This window comes from Stenotrophomonas sp. CASM101, assembly GCF_049384845.1.
GTDB classification, from domain to species: Bacteria; Pseudomonadota; Gammaproteobacteria; order Xanthomonadales; family Xanthomonadaceae; genus Stenotrophomonas; species Stenotrophomonas hibiscicola.
On sequence record NZ_JBMRFR010000028.1, the window covers coordinates 1 to 20,074 of the forward strand.

Genomic DNA, 20,074 nt, shown 5'->3' on the forward strand with positions numbered 1-20,074 from the left:
CCAAATGCGCGAACGTACCGACGTCATGGGGTTGCCGGCCAGCGGCCGGCACTACCGTGCGGGGAATTGCCGAGGCCGGCGGTTGGTGGCGCCGGCCGCTGGCCGGCAGATGCGGAAACCTTCCGGCGTCATGGGGGTGCCGGCCAGCGGCCGGCACTGCCGTGTGGGGAATTGCCGAAGCCGGCACTACCGTGTGGGGAACGGAAACGCTCCGACGTCATGTACCGCTTGGGGTCGCATCCTGCGGTGGGCGAGGGGGCCTGAATCAGGGACAATAGCGTCCCCGCCGCCCCACGCCTGCCCCGATGACTGATTCCGCCGCCCCGCATCCTGCCCGCATCCTTGATGGCCGCCGTATCGCCGAGGACCTGCTCGACAGCCTGAAGGTGCGCGTCGACGCCCGCGTGGCTGCCGGTGGCAGCCGCCCGGGCCTGGCCGTGGTGCTGGTCGGTGGCGACCCGGCCTCGACCGTCTACGTGCGCAACAAGCGCCGTGCCGCCGAGAAGGTCGGCATCGAGGCGCATGACTACGATCTGCCGGCCGGGACCACCGAGGCCGAGCTGCTCGACCTGATCGACCAGCTCAACGCCGATCCGAAGATCAACGGCATCCTGATCCAGCTGCCCCTGCCGGGCATCCCCGATGCGCGCCGGCTGATCCAGCGCATCGACCCGCGCAAGGACGTGGACGGCTTCCACCCGGAAAACGTCGGCCACCTGGCCCTGCGCGAGTTCGGCCTGCGCCCGTGCACCCCGCGCGGCATCACCACGCTGCTGGGCCACACCGACCAGCCGGTGCGCGGCCGCAACGCCACCATCGTGGGCGTGAGCAACCACGTCGGCCGCCCGATGGGCCTGGAGCTGCTGATTGCCGGCTGCACCGTGACCAGCTGCCACAAGTTCACCCCCAAGGACGTGCTGGAACAGGCCGTGCGCAACGCCGACATCCTGGTGGTGGCGGTGGGCCGCCCGGGCATCGTGCCGGGCGAGTGGGTGAAGCCGGGCGCGGTGGTGATCGACGTGGGCATCAACCGGTTGGATGACGGCCGGTTGGTGGGGGATGTCGGGTTTGAGGCCGCCGCCCAGCGGGCGAGCTGGATCACCCCGGTGCCGGGTGGTGTGGGCCCGATGACCGTGGCCACGCTGATGCAGAACACCCTGGAAGCGGCGGAAGCGCTGAGCTGACCCCAATTGGGGCTGTTCTCAGGTGCCTGAGGGATAGTGCGGACCAACGGTCCGCACCCACCAAAGGTGCTTCAGGGCTGGCTCGGGTGATCCTCTTAAGGTGGGTGCCGACCGTTGGTCGGCACAATGCCGGTGCACAGGTGTATGAAGGCAGTGCGGACCAACGGTCCGCACCTATCAAAGATGCCCCAGGGCTGGCCCAGGTGATCCTCTCAAGGTCAAGGTGGGTGCCGACCCTTGGTCGGCACAATGCCGGTGCACAGGTGTATGAAGGTAGTGCGGACCAACGGTCCGCACCCACCGAGGCAGGTTTCACCGCCCCCTGAACCAATCGCCGCCGGCGCGACACTGCGTCGCATCTACCCCCTGCCACGCGGCACGAAAACAGGGTAAAATGTCGCGCTTCCCCACATCTCGGGTATGCCGATGCTGCGCATCCAGGCTGAAGCACTCACTTACGACGACGTCTCGCTCGTCCCCGCCCACTCGACCATCCTGCCCAAGGACGTCAACCTCGAAACGCGGTTGACCCGAGACCTGAAGCTGAAGCTTCCGATCCTGTCCGCCGCGATGGACACCGTCACCGAAGCCCGCCTGGCCATCGCCATGGCCCAGCTCGGCGGCATGGGCATCATCCACAAGAATCTCAGCCTGGAACAGCAGGCCGCGGAAGTGGCCAAGGTCAAGAAGTTCGAGGCCGGTGTCATCCGCGACCCGATCACCGTCGGCCCGGAAACCACCATCCGCGACGTGCTGGCCCTGACCCAGGCGCACAACATCTCCGGCGTGCCGGTGGTGGGCAGCGACGGCCAGCTGGCCGGCATCGTGACCCACCGCGACATGCGCTTCGAGACCGAGCTGGATGATCCGGTCCGCCACATCATGACCAAGAAGGATCGCCTGATCACGGTCAAGGAAGGCGCCGCGTCTGACGAAGTGCTGCAGCTGCTGCACCGCAACCGCATCGAAAAGGTGCTGGTGGTCAATGACTCGTTCGAACTGCGTGGCCTGATCACCGTCAAGGACATCCAGAAGAACACCGACTTCCCGAACGCTGCCAAGGATCTGTCGACCCGCCTGCTGGTCGGCGCTGCCGTCGGCGTGGGTGGCGATACCGATCGCCGCGTGGAAGCGCTGGTCGCCGCCGGCGTGGACGTGATCGTGGTCGATACCGCGCACGGCCACTCGCAGGGCGTGCTGGACCGCGTCAGCTGGGTCAAGAAGAACTTCCCGAACGTGCAGGTCATCGGTGGCAACATCTGCACCGGCGAAGCCGCACTGGCGCTGCTGGACAGCGGCGCGGACGCAGTGAAGGTCGGCATCGGCCCGGGCTCGATCTGCACCACCCGCGTCGTCGCCGGCGTCGGCGTGCCGCAGGTCACCGCCATCGACCTGGTGGCCGAAGCGCTGCAGGACCGCATCCCGCTGATCGCCGACGGTGGCATCCGCTACTCGGGCGACATCGGCAAGGCGCTGGCCGCCGGTGCCTCGACCATCATGGTCGGTGGCCTGCTGGCCGGTACCGAGGAATCGCCGGGTGAGACCGAGCTGTACCAGGGCCGTTCGTACAAGAGCTACCGCGGCATGGGTTCGCTGGCTGCCATGGAGAAGGGGTCGAAGGACCGCTACTTCCAGGACGCCGCCACCGCCGACAAGCTGGTGCCGGAAGGCATCGAAGGCCGCGTGCCGTACCGCGGCCCGGTGGGCGGCATCATCCACCAGCTGATGGGCGGCCTGCGCGCCACCATGGGCTACGTGGGCTGCGCCACCATCGACGAGATGCGCAGCAAGCCCAAGTTCGTGAAGATCAGCGGCGCCGGCCAGCGTGAGAGCCACGTCCACGACGTGACGATCACCAAAGAGCCGCCGAACTACCGCGCCTGACGCGGGCCGAGCAAAGAGGAACGGGGAAGCACTTCCCGTTCCTCTTTCTCCATCTGCCGCCGTAAATCTGATTTCGTTTTCCCTACTGCATTGCCGGGGCGCCATGACCAACATCCATAACGACAAGATCCTCATCCTCGATTTCGGCGCGCAGTACACGCAGCTGATTGCCCGCCGCATTCGCGAGCTGGGCGTCTACTGCGAAATCTGGGCGTGGGACCACAACCCGGCCGAGATCGCCGGCTTCGGCGCCAAGGGCATCATCCTGTCCGGCGGCCCGGAGTCGACCACGCTGCCGGGCGCCCCGGCCGCGCCGCAGGAAGTGTTCGACAGCGGCCTGCCGATCTTCGGCATCTGCTACGGCATGCAAACCCTGGCCGCACAGCTGGGCGGTGCCACCGAAGCCGCTGACCAGCGCGAATTCGGCCACGCCGAAGTGAACGTGATCAACCCCGATGCACTGTTCAAGGGCCTGAGCGACCACGGCGGCGAGCCGAAGCTGAATGTCTGGATGAGCCACGGCGACCACGTCTCCGTTGCACCGCCGGGCTTCACCATCACTGCCACCACCGACCGCATTCCGGTGGCCGCCATGGCCAACGAAGAAAAGCGCTGGTACGGCGTGCAGTTCCACCCGGAAGTGACCCACACCCTGCAGGGCCAGGCGCTGCTGCGCCGCTTCGTGGTGGACGTGTGCGGCTGCCAGACCCTGTGGACCGCCGCCAACATCATCGACGACCAGATCGCCCGCGTGCGCGAACAGGTGGGCGATGACGAAGTGATCCTGGGCCTGTCCGGCGGCGTTGACTCGTCCGTGGTGGCCGCACTGCTGCACAAGGCCATCGGCGAGAAGCTGACCTGCGTGTTCGTGGATACCGGCCTGCTGCGCTGGCAGGAAGGCGACCAGGTGATGGCGATGTTCGCCGAGCACATGGGCGTAAAGGTGGTGCGCGTGAATGCCGCCGACCGTTACTTCGCCGCGCTGGAAGGCGTGAGCGACCCGGAAGCCAAGCGCAAGATCATCGGCAACCTGTTCGTTGAGATCTTCGACGAAGAGTCAAACAAGCTGAGCAACGCCAAGTGGCTGGCGCAGGGCACCATCTACCCGGACGTGATCGAGTCGGCCGGCAGCAAGACCGGCAAGGCGCATGTGATCAAGAGCCACCACAACGTGGGCGGCCTGCCGGAGCACATGAAGCTGGGCCTGGTGGAGCCGCTGCGCGAGCTGTTCAAGGACGAAGTGCGCCGCCTGGGCGTCGAGCTGGGCCTGCCGCGCACCATGGTTTACCGCCATCCGTTCCCGGGCCCGGGCCTGGGCGTTCGCATTCTGGGTGAAGTGAAGCCGGAATACGCCGAGCTGCTGGCCAAGGCCGATGCCATCTTCATCGATGAGCTGCGCAAGGCTGATCTGTACGACAAGACCAGCCAGGCGTTTGCCGTGTTCCTGCCGGTGAAGTCGGTGGGCGTGGTGGGCGATGCGCGCGCGTATGAGTGGGTGATTGCGCTGCGGGCCGTGGAGACGATCGACTTCATGACCGCGCATTGGGCGCATCTGCCGTATGAGTTCCTGGGTACGGTGAGTAACCGGATCATCAATGAGTTGCGGGGGGTGTCGAGGGTGGTTTATGACATCTCGGGGAAGCCGCCGGCTACTATTGAGTGGGAATGAGTTGGAAGAACGAGGGCGCCGAGAGGCGCCCTTGTTCATTGGGGACAGTTGTCCAACTTCGCGTTTCAGGGCAATTCCGGCTTGTCTGGTCAAGGTGTGAGGTTCGGCCGATTTACCGTTGGGTGAGAGCGCAACCTTCTATCTGCTGCGCTGAGTCTCTTGGGGATTAGGCCAGAATCCCTGGTTTGCTGGATTAAGCTACACGCCGCTGTCGGATGCCATTTCGTTGGGATCTCGGGCGAGCTCCGCACTCTAGGCACGGCGACGGCGATGGTGGGAATGATTTCGCTGCCCCGTCGAGTCTCGGTCCTGAATGTATCTCACGGAGCAGGCCTGAGACTTTTTCTTATATTATTGATCTAAGCTTTCAGTGCTTAAAGTGTCATTGGTACATGCTTCAGCGATTTATTGTCTTGCTTTTGATCGCGTTGAATTCGAGGCTTCCGGTGCTCGCTATCGTGCCCTTGAATAGGTGTGCAGTGCCTTTATATCGGAGGAATAGCTGTCGTGCCTCTTCTTTTCGATCGGGATCCTCTTCATCAAGAATACTTTGGATTTGCATGAGGATCCACAGGCACAAATCGGCGTCGCCCTTTGCTGAAATAAGGTCGGCGATATTTACTAGTTTGACGCTGTGAATGAATCTGAGTATGGCGTCGAGAGTTTCTTGTGATGTGGCATCTTCTACGTGCCAGATGCGACCGGAGGCCGTTAGTAGTCTTGCTTGTTCGTCCAGGCTGGAGAAGAGTATGGTCTCGGGATGTTCATTGCTGGATGCCCATACTTCGTGCGAGAGTACGTTTCTTAATTCATAGATGTCTAGAAATAATAGCCTGGCGAAGTTGAAGGATGATAATACAACTGGATCTTCCTCGCTGTATGGGTATGAGTATAGGAAATCAATTCGCGCTTTTGGGTTTGGGAATTCCTTTAATGTTCGCCTTGCCTTCATGATCTCAGATCCATGTGTAACGTAGATTATCTTCTGGATCAGATTCTGGATTAGAGTGCACGACTGAATAATGGCGAGGCCAAGATCAGTGAAGCCAATTGGAATAGTTATGTTCGCTCCTGTGCATTGGCGCAGGGTCGAACATTCTCTTAATAGTCTGTAATACTTTGGCATGGTTTGGATTCCGACTTGTAAGGGGTGATCAGTCCTGCAGGTGTTTCTGTGTTTAAGATTGGATTTCGTCTCTCGTGCACATAAGGATTCGATAGCCAGTTTCAGTGCGATGAAATGGCAGCCGTTCTCTGATCATCCTAACAGCCTGGTTTTGTAGTATGGATTACCTGTCGGGCTGCGATCTTCGGCCATGGATGAGGAATCTGCCGATTATTGGGGTAAATTCGGGCACTGCCGGTACGGCGCCTCTTGTTCCGGATTGTGTCGACGCAATTGGTGCTAGTCCAGTGCTCGGGCTCCGTGTTCCGCCATCCCGTTTTACTGCTGGCTGTCCTTGGGGGCGAGCCATTTCGGCACGTCAGCCTCATCACCTGAACTGAAGCCGGAGGGCATTTTCGCCGGATCGAGAAGGCACACGCTTACGTCAACGCTTTAGTCCCGCAAGGCGTAGAGCGCAACCGAGGAGCTTGTAGCTAATGACATTCAGCTTGAAACTAACCAAAACGTCTTCTCGAAAAACTAGCTCTAGGAAGCCGAGCGACGTTACGCAAGTGAAGATCTCTTGGCTGCCGTTTCCAGGGCTTCTAAGTACTCGTCCCAGTCACAAGCGGCTACCATCTCGGCTTTCAACTCTGCGTAAGCTGCGCTGCGCTCTAGAACTGTCGACGCTATAGAGCTAAAAGGTTGGTCGCTTTGGCATAGTTCAAGTGCCTTTTTGACCTTGCGAATCAGGGAGCGTCTTTCTCTCACTGGAGCTAAGGCAGGGATTCTCAAGTAGCTCCCCCTTATTTCCTCTAGCTTCCTCTTAAAGGTCTCGCCGAGCGTGTATCGCATAACGCCGAGCAGTCGAATGTCGTCCAAGCCGATCTCAACAATAGCGACCTCTCCTTCTGGAGAGAGCGCTACGGGGCGATAGGCTTCGTCGTAACGGATGTGAACTTTGGGGTCCATTATCGTCGGATCGATTGCCATCTGATCAGCCAGTGAAACGTCCCAGTCGCCCTTACTGGAATTACACCTTTTGCAAGCCGGAAGAAGATTGTTCCAGTCCAAAACTCTTTCAGGATGATGCTTCTTGGCGAAGAAGTGTTCGACTTCCAAGTAAGTAGCGCCTTCATTCAACCGAATCTCGCAGTAAGCGCACTTTCCTCTTGACATTTCGTGAAGTGCGATTTTGATCTTCTCGACATTCCAAACGGGATGTCCGCTCTCGATGAAGCGAGCTGTACCCGCAGCGACATACTCATCGGATAGAATTTCTGGCGCACGAGTTCTAGTGATTGCGATCATTAGATTGATTCAATTTCAATGATTTGTCGGACCACACTAGAAGGGTGCAGTGCTTTGAATAGCTCCTTCCTCGCAGCATTTATTGCTTGCTTGTCCTGCTTCGTTACGGCGTTCTCGTAGCGCTCCATGATATGTGCGAAGGCCGGAGGTCTTGGGTCATCCATGCCCATTACGTCTCGAAGAATTTCCTCAATGGTCCAGCCGATCAAGCCGTACTTAGAATCCACTCCGTCAAGTGTTCTTGGTTGCGATCCCTGTCGGGGCAAAATTATTAGATTGTCCGGTCGGGCATGCTGAATCATATGCGGGCTGTGAGTCGACACCACGATTTGTGCGCGAGGATACGCCGTCTGCAAGGCCACTAACATTCGGCCATGCCAAGTTGGATGCAAATGCATGTCAAGTTCGTCTACTAGGATGAGGCCAGTAAAATCACTCGCCGCTACTTCAAGCTTCCGAAATTCTATCTCCTTTAGAATTCCAAAAATTAGAGAGTAGGAAGTCCGAAAACCGGCGGACATGTATTCGTAAGGAATTAGTCCTGATGGAGTATTCAAGAGTACGTCGAATGATGAACTGTCAACGTGGCTCAAGGATACGTCAGGGTCCAGCAAGGAAAAAAAAGTGCGGGCTAGTTCGAGATTTGTTATTCGATAGTGCGGCCAGTGCTCCCCATGTGGCTGCATTAGATAGCGGTTGCTGAACCATTGTTTTACGTTAGTTACGGCGATGCCGTTCATGGCATCCATTTGATAATCATGAGATTGCCTGGCCGGATCCCGAAGTACCCCATCTAGGCGGGTATAGCCAAAATCACGATTGCTCTTGACATAGATAAGATTGGTTGCGGCATTCTCGTCTCGCCCGAATGGCGAGGCTCCTTCATTAGGCTCGAAATTGCTAAGCTCTCCACTCCCCTCGATGATTATCCCATTTGAGATTACGGAGTAACTAACCTGCCCTTTGTCGCTCTCTGCTCGTCGGCGAAGATAATTCAGTGAGTAGTTTGCAACAAAAATAGCTCCAATAGCGTCCAATATGGTGGTCTTGCCAACTCCATTCGGTCCGCAAATAATGTTTAAGTTCGGCCCAAATTTTATCTCCATCTCACGAAATCCACCGATATTGGAAAGGTGAAGTCGGTCAATTCGAAGCTTGGTGGCGTTTTCCATCTGGATATCGAAGTGCTTGTAGGTTGTGCGGTCAAATTACGTAAGCTGAGTTGCGTGGTCAAGTTCGTCGGCAGGCCGGCCCATCTTCTTGTGATAGATGATAGAAAGGGGGCTTAGCGAGCAGCGGCGCAATCGCCGTTGCTGATTGGCTTGGCGCGGGGTAGACATTCTGCTGGGCTTGTGCTCACCCTTTCACCAGTTCAAGAAGCAGCTTTGTAGGTAGATCTCGCCGAAGGCGATTGTTGCCGAGTCGACGCGATTTTCGCAGTGCATTCTGATGTGCGCTGCATGGCTTCCCGCGCACTCATGCTCCAATTCTGCGGCTTGGACAGTTGCGACTACACGCTTTTTGCATGCAATCTACAGCTTGAAACAGTGGAGGCGGCCTGTCGCTCGCTCAACATCAAACGCAGCCAGTTGCCCAAACTGTGCGAGCGTGTGAGCCTGGCTGCTGATGGTTGGCCGGGCATTCTTAAGTGGCCGAGGGCGCACTAAGGCGCCAGCTTGACGCGGAGATGCTACGGAAGTCACTCCGGCCTGACCTCCCGACAAGCCCACTCAACCAGCCCCCGGCAAGCCAGAAACAGCCCATCGACGATCCCCTCATCCAGATGCCGCTCCGGGTCCGCTGCCACCCGGCAGCGGTCTGCCGCGTGCAGAAGCTCCAGCACCGTCAGCGCCCCCACCATCGCGCGCTCACTCCTCGCCAGGCTCACGCGGCGGCCGGGTGACACATCGGTTTCTGGCCAAGGATGCCCATCCGCCCCCTCGCAGCCGCGCATGCGCTTGAGGATGCCGAGCAGGGAGTTCAGGTCGGGCAGGGGAGTGTCGTCGTTGATGGGCTCAACAACGGTGTACGAGGAGAAGGTATCGGATTCGTTCATGGCGTCGGCTTCCGTGGCTGTGCTTAACAGCGCCACCGCGAAGGGTGGCGGACGATGCGTGGCTGCAAACCGGAAGAAGCGACGTCATAAGACCGGCGGGCCCGAGGGCCCCCACGCACCGCCCGCCATACAGGCCGACGGATTGCCCGCCGGCACCGGTTAAGGACGGTGCCGACGGGCAAGCGCAAACTACAGACATCGCTTTCTTCGGGTTTGCAGACCCGACCACCCTTTGTCGGTGGCGCGCCATGGTGTTTACGCCGCCGTTTCGAATGCCAATAGAAATTCCCGAAGGAATCGCGGAATCCGAGAGCGGAGAACTATTGTTGCACGCGCCATTCGTGCAGCACGCGACGCAAGCAGACGCATTCGCGCAGCTGTTCTGCTTATGGCGAATCAACGTGGCGCAATCGCCCATGCCACAAGCGAATAGCGCGACAGCCTTCTTTGCAACAGTTCTTAGTCCGCCTCGCCAAGCAACGGCGCGCGATCAACTGCACACCTCGAAAATCGGTTCAAACCCGACACCGTTAACAAACCCCCGGCTTCAACCAGCGCCATCCTCAGCCGCATTCCCCACCAGCAACTCAATCATCGCCCGCGCCGCCGCCGACTGCCGCCGATGCGGCGCATAGATCACCGAGAACGGCCGCGACCGCCCTCGCAGCTGCGGCAGCACTTCCACCAACTGCCCGCGCTGCAATCGCTCTTGCACGATGAACTCATAGCTCTGGCAGATGCCGATGCCCTGTCCGGCCAGCGACACCACGCCCAGCACATCGTCGGAGGTCTCGATGGACGAACGCGGCAGCCAGTCCAGATCGCGCCCGCCGTCGCGGAAGATCCACGGCGCCAGCCGCCCGGTGCGCGGCATCACGAACGGCAGGCACAGGTGCTGCTGCAGGTCGTCCAGCGTCTGCGGCGTGCCGCGGCGTTGCAGATAGTCCGGCGCGGCGACCAGCAGCAGCGGCGCGTCTTCCAGCTTGCGTGCCACCAGCCCGCTGTCCGGCAGCTGGCCCAGGCGGATGGCCAGGTCGAAGCCTTCGGCCACCAGGTCCACGTTGCGGTTGGTGATGTTCAGTTCCACCTGCACCTGCGGGTACTGCTGCGCAAAGCGCGCCAGCACGGGCGGCAGCCGGTAGTGGCCATAGGTGGTGGGCACGCTCAGGCGCACGCGGCCGGCCAGCGCACCGTCCTGGGCCAGTACGTCGCGCTCGGCGTCGTCCAGCAGGCCGAAGGCGGTGCGCACCTGTTCCAGATAGAGCCGCCCGGCATCGGTCAGGCCCACGCGGCGGGTGGTCCGCTGCAGCAGCTGCCGGCCCAGCCGCGCTTCCAGCCGGGTGACCGCGCGGCTCAGTACCGAGGGCGTGGTGGACAGCGCCACCGCGCCGGCCGTGAACGAGCCGTGCTCGACCACCGCCAGGAACACCTCCACATCGCCCAGGTAGTCGAACTTACGGCTCATTTGGCTCTCCGGGGAACAGATGTTTTGCGATGGGGCCAATTTATCGCCGCTGGGGCGATGAATAAAGTGGCGGCCATTCCCCGATAGGAGCTCCCCCATGAACCTGATGACCCGGCTGGCCGCTGCGCTGGCCCTCACCCTGGCCGCCAGCGGCGCGCAGGCCGCCAACGTGCTGGTGGTGCTGTCCGACGAAAACCACCTGGACCTGAAGGACGGCAAGGTGCTGTCCACCGGCTTCTATCTCAACGAGCTGATGCAGCCGGTGAAGCTGCTGCTGGACGCGGGCCACGAGGTGACCTTCGCTACGCCGCACGGGCGGGCGCCAACGGTGGATGCCTCGTCGGTGACGCCGGCGTACTTCGGCAACGATGCTGCGCAGCTGACGCTGCACAAGGAGCTGCTGGAGAAGCTGGCACTGACCTCGCCGACGGCCTCGCCAGTGGTCAGCCTGGCGCGCATCGAGCAGCAGGGCTACGCGCGGTTCGATGCGGTCTACATCCCCGGCGGCCACGCACCGATGCAGGATCTGCTGAAGAGCCCGGCGCTGGGCCGGCTGCTGGCCGACTTCCACCAGCGCAACAAGACCACCGCGCTGGTTTGCCACGGGCCGATCGCGCTGCTTTCCACGCTGCCGGATGCGGGTGGTTTCGTGGCAAAGCTGGAGGCGGGCGCGATGCCGGGCACGCCGAAGTGGATCTACAGCGGCTACCAGATGACGGTGATCAGCAACCAGGAAGAAGAGCAGGCCAAGCCGCTGCTGGGCGGCGGTGAGATGAAGTTCTACCCGCAGACCGCGTTGCAGCGGGCGGGTGCGAAGTTCAGCAGCAATACCACGCCGTGGACCGGGCATGTGGTGGTGGACCGCGAGCTGATTACCGGGCAGAACCCGGCGTCGGCGCTGGAGGTGGGGCAGCGGTTGGTGGAGCGGTTGAAGTAAGCCCGACAGCACATCTGTTTTTTCGGTGAGTCCTGCGCTCGGCGCGCGGGACGCCCAATTCCTACTCAAAGGACTAACCTCGTGGATCTTCAACTGGCGGGCAAGACCGCACTCGTCACCGGCGCGACCGCTGGTATTGGCCTGGCTATCGCGCGCACGTTGGCACGCGAAGGCGTAAGCGTGACCCTCACCGGGCGTGACCCGGGAAAGCTGCAGGCAGCCATGGCCGAGATCAGCGCTGTGGCGCGGGGCGCGCAACTGACTACGGTGGTGGCTGATCTGGCCAGCGCCGAGGGCGCGGCCGCCGTGATCGCGGCACAGCCCGATACCGATATCCTGATCAACAACCTGGGCTACTACGAAGCGAAGGCTTTTGCCGACATCAGCGACGATGACTGGATGCGCATGCTGGAGGTCAACGTACTGTCCGGCGTGCGCCTGTCGCGGCACTACTTCCCGCGCATGCTGGAGCGCAGCTGGGGCAGGGTGATCTTCATGTCCAGCGAGGTAGGTGCGTTCACGCCGCCGGACATGGTGCATTACGGGGTGAGCAAGTCGGCGCAGCTGGCGGTGTCGCGTGGCCTGGCTGAGCTGACTCGGGGCACCGGGGTGACGGTCAACAGCGTGCTGCCATCGGCCACACGCTCGGACGGCATTGTGGAATACCTGCGCCAGACCGCGCCGCGACCGGGCATGACCGATGCAGAGATTGAAGCGCACTTCTTCCAGACCTACCGGCCCAGTTCGCTGATCGCGCGGATGATCGAGGCCGACGAGATCGCGGCGATGGTGGCGCTGCTGGCCAGCCCGCTGGGCGCGGCCTCCAATGGCGCGGCGGTGCGCGTAGAGGGCGGCACCTACCGGTCCATTCTGTGATGCGGCGGTTGGGCCGGTTTGGCGCGTGATGTGGCGCGTGGCACCATGGCGGACCGGCGCCGCTCTTCGGGCGGGGCCGTTTTCCCAGGGAAGCCTTCAACACGACATGCGAACGTCCTTCTTCATTCTCTCCGCCCTGTGCCTTGGCCTGCTGGGTGGTTGCGCCAGCGGGCCGGAGGAACACGTCTGGAACCGTGAGGTCACCAGCGCCTTTGTGGCCGAAGACGGACAGCTGTACCTGCTGCCGCGCTATGACGCGCCGATGCGCTTCAATGCCGCGCCGTTCCGCGAATATCGGGCGCTGATGGACAGCCCGCTGCGCGAGGCGGTGGCCTGCGCGCAGATGTACTTCCATGAAGACTGGCGCGACCCGGCCAACAAGGCCAAGGTGCACGGCAGCTATGCGCTGCTGCTGCGGCCGGAGCAGGTGACGCCGGAGCAGGCCGCGCAGTTCAAGCTGGAGCGGATTGAGGTCCCCCCGCGCGAGGCCAAGGCCGTGGAGGAGCGGGCGCGCTACTACCTGCCGATGGACCGGACCCGCTACGCGCTGGCGTTTGATCGCGCCTGCAATCTTTCACGGAAGGGCGGCAGCTATTACAGCGCGCTGTTCGAGGGCGACGGCGAGCAGGTGCAGTTGCCGGAGGCTGCGGCACTGGCGGAGAAGGGGAAGCTGGCACAGCCGATCAATGCGCGGGCGCAGCGGATCCTGCCGGAGAGGGAGGACAAGCCGGGTGTGGGGTCGGCGGCTGGCAAAGTGCTGGGCGCGGCGTTGATCCCTGTGGCGGTTCCGGTGTTTGTATTGAGCCTACCGTTTTTGGGGCCGGATCATTGGAAGTGATGGGGCGCTGAGGGAGAGCATCCACGCATGGCGTGGATCTACTTGGGCATCGCCTGAACGTTCATCCTGGAGATCTGTGTGCCCAGCACGCTGGAAACTGTTTTGAAGACCGTAGGTTTCATTATCCTCGCGGCCCTTCCGTTGGTGATCCTCTGGCTCAGCCTTCGGCGAATGTCAGCAACTGCTCGCTCGTCCGTGAAGTCTGGGCTGCGTTTGCATGCCCCGCGCCGGATTTCCGGCACATCCATGACCTTGGTGATGGTGGATGGCAAAGAGGATCGCGAGCACTACTTCTTTGATGCGGAGTCCTTTTACCTGCGGCGCGGGCCGGTGCCCACGGCAGTTCCGCTCTCGCAGATCACCTCAGTCACACGAACGTCCGACGTCATCTATTCGCGCTATGTCTGGCAGGTGTGCTTCAGCAGAGCATCGGGTAGAAAGTGCGTGACGTTCACCAACAACCTGTCGCTGTTCAACCGCGACTTCCTTCTCTTCCTGGAGGCGGTGCGGAAGGCCAACCCGCTGGCGACCGTTGATCGAGCGAGCGTTCTCTTCTAGAGCGTGTTTGAAGTTCGGTAAGAACAGTGTCACTGCAATGGCATCACAGCGCGCAGCCCATGTTCGACCGATGTGATCGATGAGAGATGGGCGTTTGTTGCGCGGTATCTGATGCCGAAGCATTCTCATGCGTGGCAGTGCAAGTATGATCTGCGATGAACACGCAAAGCCCGTAACATGGAACGACGTCCGCTCGTTTCTGCGCGCGATGCGAAGCGTGGGCCTTGTCACCTGTGACGAAGACGCATTTGAGACAGTTGTCGAGACGATTTACGTTTATGGCATGCGGTCAATCTCTGCGGAGTAGTTCCTGATTATGTGCTGATCGACGCTGGATGTATCCCTGATTCACGCCTACGCGCTTCCTCTCGGCATATGCGTGGCAGCAGCCGTGGTTCTGATCGCAATATGGTTTGCATCCCGCTCCGGCGGGGTGCCAGCCAGGAATATTGCGCTCGGCTCGGCGCTGGCCGTTGTTGTCGTAGTTGCCTTTGGCCTCGTATATCAAGTGCGGACAGCGTACATCGCCGTTACAGATGGCCAGCTGATTGGGTCAGCAGCGTTTGTCCGACTGCAGCTCCCGCTTTCCAGTGTCTCGTGGCAGGACGCTTCCGATGCTTCAAGGATCACGCTGCCTCACCGGCAACTTGGGACCAGCACAGGGGGCGTTGAACTTGGCAAGTTCCGCATGCAGAACGGTCGCAACGTCTTCCTGCTGCGCACGGACCGTAGCTCTGTTCTCGTCACAACCAGAGGGGATACTGACTTGATTCTGGACCGACATCTTCACGAACAGCTCAAAGCATGCTTGGATCAGGTACGTGAGACCGGCGGCCATCGAGGAAGATTGCAATGATCAGCAGGAAGTACTGGTTTACCAGGAAAAAGTACGGATGGGGTTGGGGGATGCCGTGCGCGTGGCAGGGCTGGCTTGTGTACGCAGTCGCATTCGGCCTGCTGCTGGCGGGTCCGTTTCTGTTCTCTCCATTTCGCGAGCCCATCGCGTTTCAGCTCTACACGTGGGCCGTAGTGTTGGTCCTTGTCTTTATCTGCTGGATGAAAGGCGCTCCGCCCGGTTGGAGGTGGGGGGAGTAGAACGGCCGCAGAAGCTATTTTCGGACCTGTTCGATTTCGATCCGCCGGGCAAAGCATGGATGCATTGCCCTTGTGGGAGTCGGACAGCATCGCCAGCAGGCCACGGCTGCGCCCCCTCTGAGGCGTACCGCCCGTTTTGAATGAACGCTGGACACTTCCCTCGGCGGGTACCTAACGCGTTCTAACCGTTGATTGACCAAGGTAGCGTCGCTTAAAGGGGCGCGCTGGTGAAGCTACACTGGCCACCTACGCCCAATGGAAGCTCACCCATGTTCAGTGGAAAGGTTGCGGTGGTTACCGGCTCCACCAGTGGTATCGGTCTTGGCATCGCCACCGCGTTGGCGCGGCAAGGTGCCGATATCGTGCTGAACGGCTTTGGCGATGCGGCGGAGATCGAACGCATCCGTACGGAACTGGAAACCGAGTTCGGCGTACGGGTGGTGCACGATGGGGCCGATCTTTCCCGTGGCGAGGCAGTGCGCGGCATGATCGATCGCGCCGTTGCGACGATGGGACGCATCGACATCCTGGTGAACAACGCGGGCATCCAGCACACCGCGTCGATCGAGGAATTCCCGGTCGAGAAATGGGACGCGATCCTGGCGCTGAACCTGTCGGCGGTGTTCCATGCCACGGCGGCGGCGTTGCCGCACATGAAGCAGCAGGGCGCCGGCCGCATCATCAACATCGCGTCGGTGCACGGGCTGGTTGGCTCGGTGAACAAGTCGGCCTATGTGGCGGCCAAGCATGGCGTGGTGGGGTTCACCAAGGTGACCGCGCTGGAGAATGCGGGCACCGGCATCACCGCCAATGCCATCTGCCCGGGCTGGGTGCGAACGGCGCTGGTCGAGCAGCAGATCACCGCGTTGGCCGAGCGCGAAGGAACGGATCAGGAGTCCGCCGCCCGCGCGCTGCTGGCTGAAAAGCAGCCGTCGTTGCAGTTCGTGACGCCCGATCAGCTGGGCGAGATGGTGGTGTTCCTGGCCTCGGACGCGGCAGCGCAGATTACCGGCACGGCGCTGCCGGTGGATGGGGGCTGGACGGCGCGCTAATGTGCCGGTTGCCTGCGCCGTTCCCGTTGAAGTATTGCCTCCCACCGAACTAGGTTCAGGGGAATCGACAGTACATCTCCCGCGTTTGTCCAGGGGCACCGGTGGCGGGCCCTTGTGCGGGAAATAGTTCAGTGCGACAAAGCTGTTAGAGCTTGGCGCACTTGTCGAGATAGCTATCTGAGAAGGCGCGCAGGCGTGCCCGCCGTACTGACATCTCTTCCTCAGAACCAGGCGCCGCGCGGCGAGGCATGTACGCTGAAATAGCGTTGCCGAGGTAGGCGTGAAGGTGGCCATTGGGATTGAGTTGCCATGCGCCGTTGGCCCGCCCATCGCTCATCGTCAATATGACTCCGCACCGGATCTGAGTCAGTAGTTCCTGGAGAAGATAGTCGCGTGTAGCGATGTAGGGTACGACAAGGCTGTTGCGCAGGCCTGCGGGGAAGAGGGCAACCGCAGGCAGCATGGTATCGAGTGCTAGATTCAGTGCGGCCTTCTTCTGCAGATCCACACTGGCCCACAGTTTGGTGTCCTTGGTGACTTTGCTGACGACCTTCTGAGGAAAGAGCTGTGGCTGCTCTTTGACCAGAAAAAGTAGTGCGGCAAGATAGAAAGGGATCTGAAGATAAGGAAGGTCATTGGCTTGAATGAGACCTGCCAGTTGTTGCAGCTTGAGTTCTGCGCTTCCGCCTTGATGGAAGAGATGGATTGTCGCAGGGATGTAGCCGGAGAGAAGGTCGATGTTTCTCGCCATTTCTGGCTTTCCCTGCAGTAGAATTCTCTCGAAATCCGCAGCGTTGGCCTTTGAGGTCCAAGAGCCGAACGTTCTGCCAAGCAGCTCAGCCAGGTCGTAGACGGATTGGCTGGCACCAGCAAAGTTCTGATGTTTCTCGATCAATGCCATGACCGGATTGAGTTCAAGCGGCGTGGAGCGGAAAAGATTGCTGAGGTACTGGAGATCGGACGGACGTCGATTCTCCAGCATGTCGGTCAGGACATTGTTGTCGAGAAGTACAGAATGGATAATCCTCAAATCCTGAGGTGCGGCGCCGAGCTGGTGCACCAACGGCGCAATGTAGAGAGCATTGGCGTCCTGCGGCCTTGCATCCAATGCATTGCCGTCCATGACCCACGTTTCCTGAACAAGTGGTTCTATCAACTGTGCATCTTGCGTCATTGCTTCTTTCTCGTTGAGTAGGTGCAGGTGCAGGTACGGGGCTCGACGCGATCGCGGATGTTGGGACCGCAACGAAATGGTGCAGCCCTGTTGCGTCAAAGTGGGTGCTTCACGCAAGAGCGATTAACGATCGTCGCGGTCCTCGTTCAGGTAGGTCCGCTACCCTTATCGGCCGGTCTCGCTGGAGATGCGGCGGCCGTACATGGGCCGACACTACTTAGGCTTCGCAAACACATCCAATCCCTTGCCGGTCTCCAGCAACGACTTCAGGCTGGACAGCACGATCGGCCAGCCTTGGCGGATGCCGGTATCCATGCCACTGCCCGGTTCCAGCTCCTCATGGGTAACCGTCAGCCGCACCATGTCCTGGTAGGGCACGATGTCGAAGGTGACCCGGCTGTAGGCGTCCGGGTTGTCGGCCTGCGAGGTGGCGGCCCAGGTGATGACCAGCCGCGAGGGCGGGGTGCTTTCCACCACCTCGCCGACCAGCTCGACCGAGCGCGTTTCGTTGGCGCGCACATGCTGCCAGCGCGAGCCGGGCTTCCAGTCCGAGATGTTCTCGTGGCCCCAGTAACGGCGGGCGATCTCGGGGCGGGTGATGGCCTCGAACACCTTCTGTGGCGTGGAGGCGATGTAGATCACGTGGATGAAGCGGGTGGACTCTGCGGACATCGTCATTCTCCTTCCAGTTCGCGTTTCAGGTCATGCAGCAGGCTCAGGCGCTGCTGCTCGAACTTGCGTACCCAGCGCTCATAGACTTCATGCAGTGGCACCGGGTTGATGAAGTGCAGCTTCTCGCGGCCACGGCGCACGGTGCTGATCAGGTTGGCGTCTTCCAGCAGGCCCAGGTGCTGGGTGACCGATTGCCGGGCCATGTCCAGGTGCTCGCACAGCTGACCGAGGGTCTGGCCGTTGTCCTCGCAGAGCAGGTCCAGCAGCGTCCTGCGTGTGGGGTCGGCCAAGGCCTTGAACACCTTGTCTGCATTCATGCGGGGCGTCTTCAGTTCCAGTTGTCGATCCTGACGTCGTGCGGGTTGGGCTGGCCCTTGCCGGTTTCAAGCAGGGCTTTGAGGCTCATCAGGAACACCGCCCACTTGGTGCTGCAGTGGGAGGTGAACTCGACGCGTTCCTTCCAGCCTTCGTGGGTGAACAGCACGATGCAGTAGTCGCCTTCCTGTTTCAGTGCGAAGCGTCCATGCGTGCCGATCCATTCGGCGGGGCCGACCAGGAACTTCCAGAGCACCAGCTCGCCGGGGATGAGCTGTTCCAGCAGCATTTCCATGGCGCCGATTTCCTGGCCGTTGTTCGTGAAGCGCACCCTGACCGTGCTGCCGACGTTGCGGTCGCCGTGGGTGTCTTCAGCCCACCAGGCCGCCACGCCTTCGGGGGTGGCCAGGGCCTGGTACACCTGGCTTACGGGGGCCTTGATGCCGACCCGGTGTGCGATATCCACCATTGCAGGTTCCTCGCATGGGCCGGCAGGTGCCGCCCTTGAGTGGACTATATGCAGGTAACTACCTGCATGTCAAAACCGGCCACGAACGCCCGGATGCGGTAGTGCCGGCCGCTGGCCGGCATCCCGGTGGGGTTGGGTGCGTGCAGTTGCCGGCCAGCGGCCGGCACTACCAGATGCTGCCCACCCGGCCGCGGATAGTTGACAGGGCGTCAACCTACTAGTAGGTTGACGGCATGAAAGAGTCGCTGTCGCCCAAGGCCCAGGAGATCCTGGCCCATGCCCGCTCGCTGCTGGAGGCCGGTGGCTACAACGGCTTCAGCTACGCCGACGTGTCCGCGCGGGTGAACATCAGCAAGGCCAGCATCCATCACCACTTCCCCAGCAAGGCGGACCTGGTGCGCACGGTGGTTGAACTGTACCGGGCCGAGGCGCGCGAAGGCCTGGCGCTGCTGGACCGGCAGCTGGACGACCCGCTGCGGGAGCTCAACGCTTATGTGGAGTACTGGTCCAGCTGTATTGCCGGGGGGACGTCTTCGTTCTGCATCTGCGCGATGCTGGCAGCCGAGGCGCCGATGATCCCTGCGGAGATTGCCGAAGAAGTACGCGGGCATTTCGAGGATCTGAGCGGGTGGCTGACGGTGACGCTGGAGAAGGGCGCGGCGCTGGGCCAGTTGCGCCTGCAGGGTTCCCCTGCGGACGAGGCCAGGGCGTTCATGTCGTCGGTGCATGGCGCGATGCTGGCTGCGCGCGGTTTTGGTGACGCGGCGACCTTCGCGGCACTGGCACGGTTGGCCATTGCGCGGGTGAGCGCGACTGCCTGAGATTTTGTGGTCGGCCTGCGGCAACGTAGGCCTCTTTTTTTGATTAAGCAGTCTACCTACTAGTAGGTTCAATCAACCCTTGGAGATGTTCCATGTCGCACTCTCTGTCCACGCTGGGCGTGATCCACACGGCCGTCAGCCTTGTACCGGTGTTCGCCGGCCTGTATGCCTTCATTCGCCATCGCGCGATCGACCCCGCGACACGCTCCGGCAAGCTGTACCTGCTTGGGCTGGTGCTGTCGGTGGCAACGTCGTTCACCGTCTCCAGTACGGGCGGGATCAACCCGGGCCACGCATTCGGGTTGATCGTGCTGCTGGTCGCCTTCGGCGGCGTGCTGGCCGCCCGGCTGCGCTGGCTGGGGCGCGCAGCACCTTATGCATCGACGTTTGCGCTGTCTTTCAGCTTCCTGCTGTCGTTGGTGCCGGGCGTGAATGAAACGCTGACACGGTTGCCGGCAGCGCATCCGATTGCTGCGGCGCCGATGGCCCCGGTGGTGCTGCACACGCTGCTGGGATTGGCTGCGGTGTTTGTGCTGGGCTTTGCCGCGCAGTGCTGGCGCATGCGGTCTCAACCGGTTCGCAGGCGCCCTTGA

At 61.3% G+C, this 20,074-nt stretch carries 19 protein-coding genes; 10 read left to right on the top strand and 9 right to left on the bottom strand.

The genetic code is table 11. From position 1 onward, the window contains the following. Positions 1-305 precede the first annotated feature (305 nt). From folD to guaA, 3 genes are all read left to right on the top strand, one after another. Positions 306-1,184, top strand: coding sequence for a bifunctional methylenetetrahydrofolate dehydrogenase/methenyltetrahydrofolate cyclohydrolase FolD (folD, locus tag VG543_RS20560; protein WP_005416247.1), 879 nt, complete (start codon positions 306-308; stop codon positions 1,182-1,184). A gap of 426 nt (positions 1,185-1,610) precedes the next feature. Continuing rightward, the gene (gene guaB / locus VG543_RS20565) at positions 1,611-3,068 is read left to right on the top strand and encodes an IMP dehydrogenase (protein ID WP_032958143.1); all 1,458 of its coding nucleotides are present in this window, start codon (positions 1,611-1,613) and stop codon (positions 3,066-3,068) included. A 103-nt stretch (positions 3,069-3,171) separates the two neighbouring features. After that, on the top strand, positions 3,172-4,737 hold the full coding sequence (gene guaA / locus VG543_RS20570) for a glutamine-hydrolyzing GMP synthase (RefSeq protein WP_423179179.1): 1,566 nt from the start codon (positions 3,172-3,174) through the stop codon (positions 4,735-4,737). A gap of 397 nt (positions 4,738-5,134) precedes the next feature. Here guaA and VG543_RS20575 read toward each other — a convergent pair whose 3' ends face one another. The 5 genes from VG543_RS20575 to VG543_RS20595 all read right to left on the bottom strand — a co-directional run bounded on the left by VG543_RS20575 (position 5,135) and on the right by VG543_RS20595 (position 10,674). After that, positions 5,135-5,863, bottom strand: coding sequence for a hypothetical protein (locus VG543_RS20575; protein ID WP_423179180.1), 729 nt, complete (start codon positions 5,861-5,863; stop codon positions 5,135-5,137). A 543-nt stretch (positions 5,864-6,406) separates the two neighbouring features. Beyond that, positions 6,407-7,153 (bottom strand): HNH endonuclease, encoded by a 747-nt coding sequence (locus tag VG543_RS20580; RefSeq protein ID WP_423179181.1) that lies wholly within the window; start codon positions 7,151-7,153, stop codon positions 6,407-6,409. Continuing rightward, positions 7,153-8,325: an AAA family ATPase gene (locus VG543_RS20585; RefSeq protein WP_423179182.1), complete on the bottom strand. Its 1,173-nt coding sequence runs from the start codon at positions 8,323-8,325 to the stop codon at positions 7,153-7,155. The genes VG543_RS20580 and VG543_RS20585 overlap by 1 nt, the downstream gene beginning before the upstream one ends. A 527-nt stretch (positions 8,326-8,852) precedes the next feature. Further along, positions 8,853-9,209: a hypothetical protein gene (locus VG543_RS20590; RefSeq protein ID WP_164229511.1), complete on the bottom strand. Its 357-nt coding sequence runs from the start codon at positions 9,207-9,209 to the stop codon at positions 8,853-8,855. 547 nt (positions 9,210-9,756) lie between these two features. Beyond that, positions 9,757-10,674, bottom strand: coding sequence for a LysR family transcriptional regulator (locus VG543_RS20595; protein WP_423179183.1), 918 nt, complete (start codon positions 10,672-10,674; stop codon positions 9,757-9,759). A gap of 97 nt (positions 10,675-10,771) precedes the next feature. Here VG543_RS20595 and VG543_RS20600 point away from each other — a divergent pair, with 97 nt between their 5' ends. The 5 genes from VG543_RS20600 to VG543_RS20620 all read left to right on the top strand — a co-directional run bounded on the left by VG543_RS20600 (position 10,772) and on the right by VG543_RS20620 (position 16,030). Next, entirely contained in the window at positions 10,772-11,611 is an 840-nt protein-coding gene (locus VG543_RS20600) for a type 1 glutamine amidotransferase domain-containing protein (protein ID WP_423179184.1), read from the top strand. Between the two features lie 81 nt (positions 11,612-11,692). Beyond that, positions 11,693-12,487, top strand: coding sequence for an SDR family NAD(P)-dependent oxidoreductase (locus VG543_RS20605; protein ID WP_423179185.1), 795 nt, complete (start codon positions 11,693-11,695; stop codon positions 12,485-12,487). 106 nt (positions 12,488-12,593) lie between these two features. After that, on the top strand, positions 12,594-13,325 hold the full coding sequence (locus tag VG543_RS20610) for a hypothetical protein (RefSeq protein WP_414607373.1): 732 nt from the start codon (positions 12,594-12,596) through the stop codon (positions 13,323-13,325). A 78-nt stretch (positions 13,326-13,403) separates the two neighbouring features. Beyond that, positions 13,404-13,883 (top strand): hypothetical protein, encoded by a 480-nt coding sequence (locus VG543_RS20615; protein ID WP_423179186.1) that lies wholly within the window; start codon positions 13,404-13,406, stop codon positions 13,881-13,883. Positions 13,884-15,247: 1,364 nt separating this feature from the next. Beyond that, positions 15,248-16,030 carry a 3-hydroxybutyrate dehydrogenase gene (locus VG543_RS20620; RefSeq protein ID WP_423179187.1) on the top strand — a complete coding sequence of 261 codons (783 nt, stop codon included), beginning with the start codon at positions 15,248-15,250 and terminating at the stop codon, positions 16,028-16,030. Positions 16,031-16,175: 145 nt separating this feature from the next. Here the strand turns inward: VG543_RS20620 and VG543_RS20625 are convergent, their stop codons facing one another. The 4 genes from VG543_RS20625 to VG543_RS20640 all read right to left on the bottom strand — a co-directional run bounded on the left by VG543_RS20625 (position 16,176) and on the right by VG543_RS20640 (position 18,660). After that, positions 16,176-17,153, bottom strand: a complete 978-nt coding sequence (locus tag VG543_RS20625) for a hypothetical protein (protein WP_423179188.1) — start codon at positions 17,151-17,153, stop codon at positions 16,176-16,178. A 264-nt stretch (positions 17,154-17,417) separates the two neighbouring features. Beyond that, complete coding sequence (locus VG543_RS20630; protein WP_423179189.1) at positions 17,418-17,876, bottom strand: SRPBCC family protein; 459 nt, start codon at positions 17,874-17,876, stop codon at positions 17,418-17,420. A 2-nt stretch (positions 17,877-17,878) separates the two neighbouring features. Beyond that, positions 17,879-18,193 (bottom strand): ArsR/SmtB family transcription factor, encoded by a 315-nt coding sequence (locus tag VG543_RS20635; protein ID WP_005416268.1) that lies wholly within the window; start codon positions 18,191-18,193, stop codon positions 17,879-17,881. Between the two features lie 11 nt (positions 18,194-18,204). After that, entirely contained in the window at positions 18,205-18,660 is a 456-nt protein-coding gene (locus tag VG543_RS20640) for an SRPBCC family protein (protein ID WP_423179190.1), read from the bottom strand. 233 nt (positions 18,661-18,893) lie between these two features. Here VG543_RS20640 and VG543_RS20645 point away from each other — a divergent pair, with 233 nt between their 5' ends. Together VG543_RS20645 and VG543_RS20650 are read left to right on the top strand one after the other, a co-directional pair. Beyond that, a complete protein-coding gene (locus VG543_RS20645; protein ID WP_423179191.1) occupies positions 18,894-19,481 on the top strand; it encodes a TetR/AcrR family transcriptional regulator in 588 nt (195 codons plus the stop codon). Positions 19,482-19,573: 92 nt separating this feature from the next. Then, a complete protein-coding gene (locus tag VG543_RS20650; protein WP_423179192.1) occupies positions 19,574-20,074 on the top strand; it encodes a hypothetical protein in 501 nt (166 codons plus the stop codon).

Excerpts from the sequence above, each read along its gene's own strand:
- folD (WP_005416247.1), top strand. The coding sequence starts at position 306 with ATGACTGATTCCGCCGCCCCGCATCCTGCCCGCATCCTTGATGGCCGC.
- guaB (WP_032958143.1), top strand. The coding sequence starts at position 1,611 with ATGCTGCGCATCCAGGCTGAAGCACTCACTTACGACGACGTCTCGCTC.
- guaA (WP_423179179.1), top strand. The coding sequence starts at position 3,172 with ATGACCAACATCCATAACGACAAGATCCTCATCCTCGATTTCGGCGCG.
- VG543_RS20575 (WP_423179180.1), bottom strand. The coding sequence starts at position 5,863 with ATGCCAAAGTATTACAGACTATTAAGAGAATGTTCGACCCTGCGCCAA.
- VG543_RS20580 (WP_423179181.1), bottom strand. The coding sequence starts at position 7,153 with ATGATCGCAATCACTAGAACTCGTGCGCCAGAAATTCTATCCGATGAG.
- VG543_RS20585 (WP_423179182.1), bottom strand. The coding sequence starts at position 8,325 with ATGGAAAACGCCACCAAGCTTCGAATTGACCGACTTCACCTTTCCAAT.
- VG543_RS20590 (WP_164229511.1), bottom strand. The coding sequence starts at position 9,209 with ATGAACGAATCCGATACCTTCTCCTCGTACACCGTTGTTGAGCCCATC.
- VG543_RS20595 (WP_423179183.1), bottom strand. The coding sequence starts at position 10,674 with ATGAGCCGTAAGTTCGACTACCTGGGCGATGTGGAGGTGTTCCTGGCG.
- VG543_RS20600 (WP_423179184.1), top strand. The coding sequence starts at position 10,772 with ATGAACCTGATGACCCGGCTGGCCGCTGCGCTGGCCCTCACCCTGGCC.
- VG543_RS20610 (WP_414607373.1), top strand. The coding sequence starts at position 12,594 with ATGCGAACGTCCTTCTTCATTCTCTCCGCCCTGTGCCTTGGCCTGCTG.
- VG543_RS20620 (WP_423179187.1), top strand. The coding sequence starts at position 15,248 with ATGTTCAGTGGAAAGGTTGCGGTGGTTACCGGCTCCACCAGTGGTATC.
- VG543_RS20625 (WP_423179188.1), bottom strand. The coding sequence starts at position 17,153 with ATGGACGGCAATGCATTGGATGCAAGGCCGCAGGACGCCAATGCTCTC.
- VG543_RS20630 (WP_423179189.1), bottom strand. The coding sequence starts at position 17,876 with ATGTCCGCAGAGTCCACCCGCTTCATCCACGTGATCTACATCGCCTCC.
- VG543_RS20635 (WP_005416268.1), bottom strand. The coding sequence starts at position 18,193 with ATGAATGCAGACAAGGTGTTCAAGGCCTTGGCCGACCCCACACGCAGG.
- VG543_RS20640 (WP_423179190.1), bottom strand. The coding sequence starts at position 18,660 with ATGGTGGATATCGCACACCGGGTCGGCATCAAGGCCCCCGTAAGCCAG.
- VG543_RS20645 (WP_423179191.1), top strand. The coding sequence starts at position 18,894 with ATGAAAGAGTCGCTGTCGCCCAAGGCCCAGGAGATCCTGGCCCATGCC.
- VG543_RS20650 (WP_423179192.1), top strand. The coding sequence starts at position 19,574 with ATGTCGCACTCTCTGTCCACGCTGGGCGTGATCCACACGGCCGTCAGC.